8 protein-coding genes and 1 riboswitch are annotated in these 6,510 nt (G+C 28.5%); of the genes, 6 read left to right on the forward strand and 2 right to left on the reverse strand.

Translation table 11 applies throughout. The features are described 5' to 3' along the window. Positions 1–22: 22 nt before the first annotated feature. Together RWY47_RS05740 and RWY47_RS05745 are read right to left on the reverse strand one after the other, a co-directional pair. Positions 23–262 (reverse strand): hypothetical protein, encoded by a 240-nt coding sequence (locus tag RWY47_RS05740; RefSeq protein WP_224170260.1) that lies wholly within the window; start codon positions 260–262, stop codon positions 23–25. Next, entirely contained in the window at positions 250–585 is a 336-nt protein-coding gene (locus RWY47_RS05745; RefSeq protein WP_150842730.1) for a ComEC/Rec2 family competence protein, read from the reverse strand. The genes RWY47_RS05740 and RWY47_RS05745 overlap by 13 nt, the downstream gene beginning before the upstream one ends. A gap of 589 nt (positions 586–1,174) precedes the next feature. On the opposite strand from RWY47_RS05745, the gene RWY47_RS05750 reads away from it, so the two are divergent. The 6 genes from RWY47_RS05750 (at position 1,175) to RWY47_RS05775 (ending at position 6,434) form a co-directional block, all read left to right on the forward strand. Then, positions 1,175–2,395 carry a C40 family peptidase gene (locus RWY47_RS05750; RefSeq protein WP_150842731.1) on the forward strand — a complete coding sequence of 407 codons (1,221 nt, stop codon included), beginning with the start codon at positions 1,175–1,177 and terminating at the stop codon, positions 2,393–2,395. Positions 2,396–2,700: 305 nt separating this feature from the next. Then, positions 2,701–3,075, forward strand: a complete 375-nt coding sequence (locus RWY47_RS05755; RefSeq protein WP_224170262.1) for a hypothetical protein — start codon at positions 2,701–2,703, stop codon at positions 3,073–3,075. A gap of 235 nt (positions 3,076–3,310) precedes the next feature. Further along, positions 3,311–3,628: a hypothetical protein gene (locus RWY47_RS05760; protein WP_150842733.1), complete on the forward strand. Its 318-nt coding sequence runs from the start codon at positions 3,311–3,313 to the stop codon at positions 3,626–3,628. Positions 3,629–4,051: 423 nt separating this feature from the next. Continuing rightward, positions 4,052–4,096: riboswitch (PreQ1 riboswitch) on the forward strand. A gap of 99 nt (positions 4,097–4,195) precedes the next feature. Beyond that, on the forward strand, positions 4,196–5,164 hold the full coding sequence (locus tag RWY47_RS05765; RefSeq protein WP_150843104.1) for a nucleoside hydrolase: 969 nt from the start codon (positions 4,196–4,198) through the stop codon (positions 5,162–5,164). Then, positions 5,165–5,752, forward strand: coding sequence for an ECF transporter S component (locus RWY47_RS05770; protein ID WP_021431348.1), 588 nt, complete (start codon positions 5,165–5,167; stop codon positions 5,750–5,752). Then, positions 5,745–6,434, forward strand: coding sequence for a radical SAM protein (locus tag RWY47_RS05775; RefSeq protein WP_170074729.1), 690 nt, complete (start codon positions 5,745–5,747; stop codon positions 6,432–6,434). Before RWY47_RS05770 ends, RWY47_RS05775 begins: the two co-directional genes overlap by 8 nt. Positions 6,435–6,510: the final 76 nt, after the last annotated feature.

Genomic DNA, 6,510 nt, shown 5'->3' on the forward strand with positions numbered 1-6,510 from the left:
ATCTATCACATGGATCACTCTTTCAAGATTCAGATTGAGTTCCAGAAAGGATAGTTTTACTTCTGCTTAAAGTAGGACAAGATTTAGTAGTATGATAAGATTTTCCCTTAGGAGTCCAATAAACTACTTCTGAACTAGGAGTTACTTCTGGTTCTACTACAGGTTGTGGCTTAGTATTAGGAGTTATAATAGGAGCAACTGTTGTTTTACCAGTATTAATATTTTGTTGTTCTGTTCCAGGTTCATAACTTACTTTTTGCAATCTACAGTAAATCCATTACCAGTAGATTTGAATACTATATCACCACACTCATCACTTCTATGAACTTCTATATTCATATCTTTTAAAGTATCCATAGTTTCTTTATGAGGATGACCATATTTATTGTCTTTACCACAAGTTATAACTGCATATTCTGGAGTAACTCTTTTTAAGAAATCTAGACTTGAGCTACTATGAGAACCATGATGCCCAATCTTTATTAAATCAACATCTCCTGGGTCTAATTTATCCTCTATTTCTTTTTCAGCAGCTTCCATAAATAAAGCTTTATCTTTTTTGTTAACAAATTCTAAAACTATCACATCATCAGATGATTCTAATAATGATAATGAAATAAAAAATCAACAAGTAGTTCAAATAGCAATAAAGAAACTATTAACACATCAAATAATTCAAACATTAATAAGAAAGAAGTTAAACCATCAAATAATTCAAATAGTAATAAAGACATAATATCAAGTAAGTCAAGTAGTTCAACGAATAATAAGGAAACATCTAAATCATCAAGTGATTCAAGTAGCTCAAACATTAGCAAGAATCCAGATGATGCATACACAGGAGGAACAGATTGGGATAAAGTAGGTGAAGCATTCGAAAATGCAGAATGGAAGCATGTTGGTTCAGGGGAAATTGACCCCGGGGGAAATACTTACGATCAATGGGAATCGAAGTAAAATACAAAAAAGTTACTTAGATTATTAATTTGAACAACTATTTTTATCAATAAACTTTAAATGAGTACTCAAGCTCAAGAGTACTCATTTTTTTATAGAATATTAAAACTTATTTGAAAAAAGTATATATTAGGAAAATAAGTAATTATATGGAGAAAAATGTAAAATAATGCTAACCTGTGATTAGGGAATAAATTAATCAAAAGGGGTTGAAGACATGAATAAAAAAATTTGGGGAATATTAGGAGCTACGGTTCTGACATTATCTGTAACCACTCAATTATCATTTGCGAATGAGCAAGAAAGTACAAGCAATATGCAAGTAGCTGCTTACAGTGTAATGAGTCAAGCAAACGCAAATCAAATTATTAATTTTGCAAAACAACAATTAGGGAAACCGTATGTATGGGGTGCAACAGGACCGAATTCATTTGATTGCAGTGGATTCATTTACTATGTTTTTTCTCAGAATGGATATGGAATATCAAGAACTAGTGTAGCTGGTTATTGGGGAGACTCAAGCATACAGAAGGTTTCAACAGCTAAAGCGGGGGATTTAATATTTTTTAAGGGTACATACGGAGGAACTAATAATCCATCCCATATAGGAATAATGATAAATGATTCAGAATTTATTCATGCTGGAGATAATGGAGTTGCGATAAGCAATAAAAATAGTAGCTATTGGTCTAGCCATTTTTTAGGATATGGAAGTATTATTCCGGCAGAATCTACTAAAACACCTATATATAGAGTAGAAACAGGTGGATTTGTAGGAATTGAGAAAGTTAAATCTGAAGCAGCACTTTTAAAATCACAATTTGGATGGAATGGAGTAATTAAAGATAATAAAAGTGACAATAAATATAGAATAGAAACAGGTGGATTCTCTTATGATAGAGCCAAATATGAGCTAACATTCTTAAAAGGGCACTTTGGATGGGATGGAGTTATTAAAGATAATAAGAGTACTAACACATATAGAATAGAAACAGGTGGATTTTCTCATGATAGAGCCGAATATGAGCTAACATTCTTAAAAGGACACTTTGGATGGGATGGAGTTATAGAGGCTAATGGAGATAAACCTAATGAATATAAAATAGTAATAAATGGATTTACAGGAGAAGATGCAGTAAAAGATGCTCAAAAAAGATTAGAAGCTGCAACTGGGTGGTGGACTACTTATGTAGGCTATGATAGTAATGAATATAAAATAGTAATAGACTGGTTTACAGGAGAAGATGCAGTAAAAGATGCTCAAAAAAGATTAGAAGCTGCAACTGGGTGGTGGACTACTTATGTAGGCTATGATAGTAACGAATACAAAATAGTAATAAATGGATTTGAAGGAGAATCATCAGCTAAAGATGCTCAAAGAAAACTACAAGAACTAGGATGCTGGTCTACTTATGTATTCACGGGAGAATATAAATAAAATTTAATATAAAAAACAATAGGGATTATTAATCATTTTAAAATAGATAAAGAGTACTCAAGCCTAAGAGTACTCTTTTTAATAAATACTATTAATAACTATGAGGTCTATTTTCTAACAATCTTCAAAAGCAATCTGACTGATTTCAGATATTTCACTGTATGAATTTAGTAACGCTTTTTTGATGTCTGGATTATTGTTAATATGATTTAGAATTAGCTCTTTAAGATTACTAGGTATGGATAATTCGTCAGTTTCTAATTTAATAAGATAATAATAAACTAATATATATTAAAAAAGTTGAGTTGGTTAAAGAAGTTAGTTTTAGGAATGAAGATGTAAGTATAGCTAATAAAGTATTGGATCATATAAAAAGAAATAAAAAAGTTTATGCTAGATTAATAATAATTATAGCTATAATGTTACATTTTGATATTGTCATATATGCTAGTGGATTTGAAAGTAGTTTAGATAGAGTAGGCAATCAAATATTAAATATGCTAATGTCATTTACTAAATGGGGTTGTTTAGGAATGGGAATAAAAGATATTATAACAACTCTTATAAATGGTGGCAATATGAAACATTCAATAAATGCAGGCTTAATGTATTTACTAGGTTATGTATTTATATCTATATATCTTCAGTTATTCAGTATGTTCCAAGGTATAAAATTTTAAGGAGGTACGGTTATGTTAGAAAGATTCTTTAAAAGTTTAAATCCAATGGAATTAATTCAAGAGTGGTTATTAAGTGTTACTGAAACTATAGTATTAAGTAGTTACTAGGTATGTGTTATAGCAGGGGTAATAGGTTTACTTCTATATATATGGGGATGTAAAAAAGGTAAAAATATAGCTATGATAACACCAGCAATCTATATAATAATTAGAATATTAGGGAGCGTGGTTCTAGGTGTTTAAAAATAAAGTTCAATCAATTTCTATAGATAAGTATTTTGAGATTAAGAAAAATGAATATGTAACGGCTCAACTTGTACCTGCAAAATCAACTAAAAACAATTCCACTGATTCTATTGCAACTATGATAAATCAAATGTATTTACAACTTAATAAGTTTATAAAAGTAGAAAATAAGAAGTTAATTATAACACCTCAAGTAAAAGTATCCTATTATATGCATATAACAAAAGATGATATACAATTCTACTTTATAATACCAAAGGTTCATTATATAAGATTTAAAAAATATAGCATAAAAATAGGAGAGTAGACACTCTCCTTTATATTTTTTACATATATTTAAAATAGTATATATTATGGCCATGATGCTATGAGCTAACATAAACACTACACTCACATTCCACTAAGTTAACTGCGTTACACTTGCTACATGTTCGCTTCGAATGTTATAGCATATGATAAACAACTATGAAAAGTTGCATGTCTATATATAAAAAATAAACTTTACAGAAAATACTAGGGGATAACCCTAGTATTTCTAAGTTGTGAATTAATCTTAAAAATTTATTATTTAATTATACTTATTAAGAAACTTAGATATTAAAAGTTGAATTAATTAATTATTTATTGTAGAATAAAATTTACCAGTTTAGTTTTATTTAACTTAAAATACTAGACAAAACTTCAAATTAAATTACGAAAGTATTAAAAACTCTAGGTAGCTAATAACTATCTAGGACTTGTTCGAGAACCTCCAAGTATAAAAAACTAAGGTAATTATATAGTGGCAGTATATAAGACATATCCTTAGCTATGACTTTAAATTAAAAGTTGTAAGGTTCTCCTTATTAATAATTTTTTTAAGGAGGCATTTGTTATGCAAAAAAGAAAAGTAATAATTGACTGTGACCCAGGTATTGATGATTCATTAGCTTTATTATTAGCTATAAATTCACCGGAATTAGAAATATTGGGCATAACGACTTGCAGCGGGAATGTACCTGCTAAGATGGGAGCTGAAAATGCTCTATATACACTTCATAGATTTTCTGATAAAAACATAGATGTATATGTTGGAGAAGAAAATCCCCTAAAAAGAGAACTTGTAACAGCTCAAGACACACATGGAGAAGATGGTGTTGGAGAAAATTTCTATGAGAAAGTACCTAATAAGTTTATAAAATATGGAGGAGTAGATTTTATTATAGAAACACTAAAGAATAATGAAGATGTATCTATAATAGCTCTTGGACCATTGACTAATATTTCTAAAGCACTTATAAAAGACAAAGATGCTTTTAAAAACTTAGATGAATTTGTATCTATGGGCGGTGCATTTAAAATACATGGTAATTGTTCGCCTGTTGCAGAATTTAATTATTGGGTTGACCCACATGCAGCTGAATATATTTACAAAAATTTACCTAAAAAAATCCACATGATAGGGCTAGATGTAACTAGAAAAATAGTATTAACACCAAATATTATCGAATTTATAAATAGGTTAGATAAAAACTTGGCTGAATATATAACACAAATAACAAGGTTTTATATTGATTTTCATTGGAATCAAGAAGGCATAATTGGATGTGTTATAAATGATCCATTAGCTGTAGCGTATTTTATAGATAGAAGTTTGTGTGATGGATTTGAATCATACACAGAAATAGTTGAAAGTGGAATAGCTATGGGGCAGAGTATAGTAGATTCTTTTGATTTTTATAAAAGAGATAATAACAGTATAGTGCTTACGGAAGTTGATGAAAAAAAATTCATGCTTATGTTTTTGAAAAGGCTGTTTCCTAAATATATAGATAAAATTGAATTGATAGGGGGATTACTTTAAATGAAAAAATCTCTATCTACATATCAAGTAACAATAATCGCTTTAGGTATTGTATTAAATGTAGTTGGTGCATTTATAGCACTGACATTAAGATTACCTATATACTTAGATTCAATTGGAACTATATTTATAGCTTGTATACTAGGACCGAGGTATGCTGTTTTAACAGGAGTTTTAGGCAGTTTTGTAAGTGGAATGACGTTTGACATATACTCGTTATTTTTTATGCCAGTCCAAATATCAACGGGATTAATATGCGGAATTATGTTCAAAAAAGGCTTTTTAAAAGGTGGTAAAGTATTCATAGGAGTAATGGCTTTTTCAGTTCCAACTTCTATACTAAGTGCTATAATAGCAGCATTTGTATTTGGAGGAGTTACTTCATCAGGATCATCATATATAGTACAAATTTTATCCGCATTTGGGGTTAATAAAGTTGCTGGAGTATTTTTAACACAAGTTTTAACTGACTATACAGATAAATTTATAGCAGTTGTGATTGTAAAATATGCAGTTTCATTAGTTCCGCAAAATGTAGTAAATAAATTAAAATTTAAAAATAGTTATATGGAGATAAATAATGGATAGATATAGTGAAATCAATAATAAAAATAAACGTGAAATAGTGCTTCTGAAAGGATTTCCTTGTAAATGGGGTAAATGTTCATTTTGTGATTATACTCTAGATAATGACAATGATGAAGATGATATGAATAGATTGAATTTTGAAGTATTAGAAAATATTACAGGTAAATATAAAGTATTAGAAGTTATAAATTCAGGAAGTTGTTTTGAACTTCCTAAAAACACTTTAGATAGAATCAAAAGCATTATAATTGAAAAAAATATAGATAAATTATTTTTAGAAAGTCACTGGTGTTATAAAAATAGATTAGATGAAATGAGAAGATTTTTTAATATACCTATAATCTTTAAAACTGGAGTAGAAAGTTTTGATTATAATTTTAGAAATAACTTTTTAAAGAAAAATGCTAAGTTTAAAACAGTAGATGAGTTAAAAACTTACTTTGATTCACCTTGTATGATGGTAGGAATAAAGGGGCAGACAAAAGAAATGATAGACAAGGATATGGATATAGTTTTAAATAACTTTGAACATGCTACTATAAATGTATTTATAAATAACACTTCTAGCATAAAAAGAGATGAAGAATTAGTTACTTGGTTTAAAGAAAAGTATAAATTTTTAGATGAAAATGAAAAAATAGAAGTGCTTTATAATAATACTGATTTTGGAGTTGGTGAATAAAATATGTATGAATTTGGAAAAAATGTTACAATAATATGAAAAATTTTTAAAAAAATATGGAACTAAGTTCATATAT

The sequence above is a fragment of the Paraclostridium sp. MRS3W1 genome, assembly GCF_032465715.1.
GTDB classification, from domain to species: Bacteria; Bacillota; Clostridia; order Peptostreptococcales; family Peptostreptococcaceae; genus Paraclostridium; species Paraclostridium dentum.

Bases quoted from the DNA above. Each gene is read 5' to 3' on its own strand.
- RWY47_RS05770 (WP_021431348.1), top strand. From the start codon at position 5,165: ATGAAAAAATCTCTATCTACATATCAAGTAACAATAATCGCTTTAGGT.
- RWY47_RS05765 (WP_150843104.1), top strand. From the start codon at position 4,196: ATGCAAAAAAGAAAAGTAATAATTGACTGTGACCCAGGTATTGATGAT.
- RWY47_RS05750 (WP_150842731.1), top strand. From the start codon at position 1,175: ATGAATAAAAAAATTTGGGGAATATTAGGAGCTACGGTTCTGACATTA.
- RWY47_RS05775 (WP_170074729.1), top strand. From the start codon at position 5,745: ATGGATAGATATAGTGAAATCAATAATAAAAATAAACGTGAAATAGTG.